Origin of the sequence: Kitasatospora sp. NPDC053057 (assembly GCF_044546945.1) — a bacterium.
In the GTDB taxonomy this organism is placed as follows: Bacteria; Actinomycetota; Actinomycetes; order Streptomycetales; family Streptomycetaceae; genus Kitasatospora.
In genome coordinates, this window is record NZ_JBITZP010000107.1 from 1 (window position 1) to 4,110 (window position 4,110).

General features: G+C 73.8%; 2 protein-coding genes. Both read right to left on the reverse strand.

From position 1 onward, the window contains the following. A partial coding sequence (locus tag ACIG5E_RS39075; RefSeq protein ID WP_396542016.1) for a condensation domain-containing protein occupies nucleotides 1-3,475 on the reverse strand: 3,475 nt, incomplete at its 3' end. Next, nucleotides 3,475-4,110: phosphopantetheine-binding protein (locus ACIG5E_RS39080; RefSeq protein WP_396542018.1), on the reverse strand; the 636-nt coding region annotated here is incomplete at its 5' end. The genes ACIG5E_RS39075 and ACIG5E_RS39080, both read right to left, overlap by 1 nt.

Consider the following 4,110-nt stretch of genomic DNA (forward strand, 5'->3'; position numbering starts at 1 on the left):
CCAGACGATTCGCCCGCACATCCAACTCCGCGTAGCTGAGCGCCTCGTCCCCGAAGACCACCGCCACCGCATCCGGCGTCGACGCCACCCGCGCCTCAAACAACGCCGGCAGCGTCGACGCCACACGCTCGACAGCCGTGTCGTTCCACTCCACCAACACCCGACGCCGCTCCGCCGCGTCCAGCACACCGATCGCACTCAGCGGCGTCTCCGGGCCGCCGTCCAAGGCCATTTCCAGCGCCGCCACCAGGTTCTCGGTGGCCGACCGCACGAGCACGCCGACCGCGCGCGGGGCGATCCCGCCCGCCGCATCGACGGTGAGCCCGAGCCCCTCGCCGTCGTCGTCCACGGCGACGCCGAGCGGGTAGTTGGTGCGCTCGCGCGCGTACAACAGGCGGGCGCCGCGGCCGTCCGATTGCTCCTCGGCCGGCCGGTCCGCCACCGGTTCCGCCGCACCCCGGCCGGGGTTGTGGCGGTAGTTGAGGAAGGCCGTGAACAACGGCGACTCGCCGACCAGTCCGCTGGCCTGCTGGGCGGTCGAGAGCGCGGCGTGCTCGTGCTCCATCAGCCGCGCCAGTTGGGCGCGCATCTGCGACACCGCCGTCAGCACCCCGGTGCCGCCCGTGCGCACACGCACCGGCAGCGTGTTGATGAACGGCCCGGGCACCTGACCGGCGCCGGCCCCGCCCGTCATCCGGCCGAACAGCACGGTCCCGAAAACCACGTCGTCCCGACCGGACATCGCCGACACCGTGCGGGCCCACGCGACGTGCAGGACCGTCGCCGCGCTCACCCGCAGCCGGCGCGCGACCTCGCGCAGCCGGCGCTCGGACTCCGGTGGGAAGGACACGGCCCCGCGGGTCACCGTCGTCCCGTCGCCGCGCACGTCGGTGACCCCGAACGGTGCGGTGGTCTCTTCCATGTCGCCCAGGAGCTCGGTGAAGTACTCCTCGTGCCCTGCCCGTTCGGCCTCGTCACAGGCTCGCGCCACGAAGGTGCGGAACGGCACCGGCTCGGGCAGCTCAGCGGACCGGCCGGTGAGGAAGGCGCCGACCTCGGAGAGCAGCAGCTCCAGCGCCATGTGGTCCTGCACCAGGTGGTGGATCCGGACCAGCGCCAAGCGGCGCTCCCTGCCCGGGACGACGGCCCGGTGCACGGTGATCAGCGGTGCCTGGGCGAGGTCCATCGACAGGCCGGCGGCCGCGATCAGGTCGGCGACGGGGTCCTCGCCGGCCGGGTCGAGGGTGGCGTCCGTGACCGGCATCGGCGCACGCCGCCACACCACCTGCACGGGGTCGGGCAGGCCCTCCCAGACGATCGAGGTCCGGAAGATGTCGTGCCGATCGAGGACGCTCTGGAGCGCCGCCAGGAAGGCGTCGAGCCGGTCCGGCGTGTCGAATTCCAGGACCGTCGGCATGACGTACGCGTCGTCACCGCCATCGGCGAACAGGTGGTGGAAGAGCAGCCCCTCCTGGAGTGGCCCGAGCGGGTAGACGTCCGCGACATTGGCCGCGCCGCCGTCCACGGTCGCGACGACCCGCTCGATCTGCTCGGGCGTGAGGTCGACCAGCGGCAGCATCTCCGGGGTGATCGCGGTCGCGTCGGGCGGGATCAGGTTGGGCGGCACCTCGGCCGCGGTGGTCCCGGACACCAGCGCCAGCCCGGCCGGGGTCGGCGTCTCGAACAGCGCCCGCACCGGCACGCTCACGCCCTGCGCGCGCAGCCGCTCGACCAGCCGGATCGCCAGCAGCGAGTGGCCGCCGAGGGCGAAGAAGTCGTCGTCCGCGCCGACCCGCTCCAGTTCCAGGACCTCGGCGAAGACGGCGCAGAGCAGCTCCTCGCGCGGGTTCGCCGGGCCCCGCCCGGTGCCGGCCGGGTACTCCGGCGGCGCGGGCAGCCGCTTGGTGTCCACCTTGCCGTTCGCGGTGAGCGGCAGTTCGTCGAGCAGCACCATGGCGGCCGGCACCATCGACTCCGGCAGCTGCTCCCGGACGAACGCGCGCAGCTCCGCCGGGTCGATCACCGCGCCCGCCGCGGGCACCACGTAGGCGACCAGCCGGCGATCCGCGGCCGTGCCGGCCGGCGGGGTGACCGGGCCGACGGAGGGGCGGCCCGGGAAGACCGCCCCGGCGCCCGAGCCGTCCGTGATCCGCACCCCGCTCAGCGGCAGCTCCGGGCTGCCAGTCACGGTGTCCAGCACTCCCGCCAGGCAGTCGGCGAGCAGGAAGACCGTCCCCGCCTCGAACAGGTCGGAGGCGGCCGTCACCGAGCCCCGGATCCCGGACGGCGCGCCGTCCGGCCCGAACACCTCGGTGAACGACACCTCCAGGTCGAGCTTGGCCACCGACTCCCCGGCGGCGGACGCGATGGACACCTCGACGCGCTCGCCGTCCCACACCGTGCGCGCGGCGTTCTGCAGGGTCAGCATCACCTGGAACAGCGGGTGCCGGGACAGGGAGCGGGACGGGGCCAGCTCCTCGACCAGCCGCTCGAACGGCACGTCCTGGTGCCCGTACGCGGCCAGGCTGGTCGCCCGCACCCGGCGCAACGTCTCGCGGAACGTCGGGTCGCCGGTGAGGTCGGTGCGCAGCACCAGCGTGTTCACGAAGAAGCCGACCAGGTCGTCCAGCGCCTCGTCGGTGCGGCCGGCGACGTCCGTGCCGACGGGTATGTCCGTCCCCCCGCCGAGGCGGCTCAGCAGGACCGCCAGGGCAGCCTGCAGCACCATGAACACGGTGACGCCCTCGGCCTGCGCCAGCTCGACCAGCCGGGCGTGGGTCTGCGCCGAGACGTCCAGCCGCACCCGGTGGCCCCGGTAGGAGGCCGCGGCCGGGCGGGGGTGGTCGGCCGGCAACGCCAGCTCCTCCGGCAGGCCGGCCAGCGCGTCCCGCCAGTAGGCCATCTGCCGGTGCAGCAGGCTGTCCGGGTCGTCCGCTCCGCCCAGCAGCTCACGCTGCCACAGCGCGTAGTCCATGTACTGGACCGGCAGCGGCTCCCACTCGGGTGCCCGGCCCTCGCTGCGCGCCTGGTAGGCCGTCATGAGGTCCCGGGTGAACGGCCCGGTCGACCACCCGTCGCAGGCGATGTGATGGAACACCACGACCAGCACCTGCTCCTGCGGCGAGACCGCCAGCAGCCGGGCGCGGACCGGCACCTCGGCCGCCAGGTCGAAGGCGTACGCCCCGGCGGCCGCGATCGCCGCGTCGAGCTCCGCCCGGGGCACCTCCTCGACGACCAGCTCCCAGGCCAGGTCGTCGAACTTCAGGGCGCTCTGGTACGGCTCGCCGTCCACGGTCGTGAACACCGTCCGCAGCACCTCGTGCCGGCCCATCACGTCGCGCAACGCGGCGTTCAGCGCCTCCCGGTCCGTCCCCCCGCCGAGCGGGAGGACCAGCGGCACGTTGTAGGTGGCGCTCGGGCCCTCCAGCTGGGAGATGAACCACAGCCGCCGCTGCGCGAATGACAAGGGAACCATCAGGACTCCTCCTGGTTGCGCCGCGGCCGCAGGGCCGGCCTGGCCGGTGCGGAGGCCGTCTGCTGGGCCAGCCTGTCGGCGAGCCCGGCCGGGGTCGGCGCGTCGAACAGCGCCGCGATCTCCACCTCGACGCCGAGCAGCGTCCGGATCCGGTTGGCCAGGCGGACGGCGAGCAAGGAGTGGCCGCCGAGGACGAAGAAGTCGTCGTCGACGGTGATGCTCTCCAGCCCCAGCACCTCGGCGAACGCCTCGCAGAGCACCCGCTCGTGCTCGTTCGCCGGAGCCCGGCCCGCACCCGCGCCGGCCGCGTAGTCCGGGACGGGCAGGGCCTTGCGGTCCAGCTTCCCGTTACCCGTCAGCGGCAGCGCCTCCAGCACCACCACGGCCGACGGGACCATGTACTCCGGCAGCCTGCCCTCGGCGAACGCCTTCACCTGAGCGGGCAGGGCGTCCAGGTCGTCGTCCCGGTCGTCCGCGACGACGTACGCGACCAGGCGCACATCTCCCGGCACGTCCTCGCGGGCGATCACCGCGGCCTGCGCGACCTGCGGGTGCGTGACGACGACGTTCTCGACCTCGCCGGGCTCGATCCGGAAACCACGGACCTTCACCTGCTCGTCCGCACGACCCAGGAA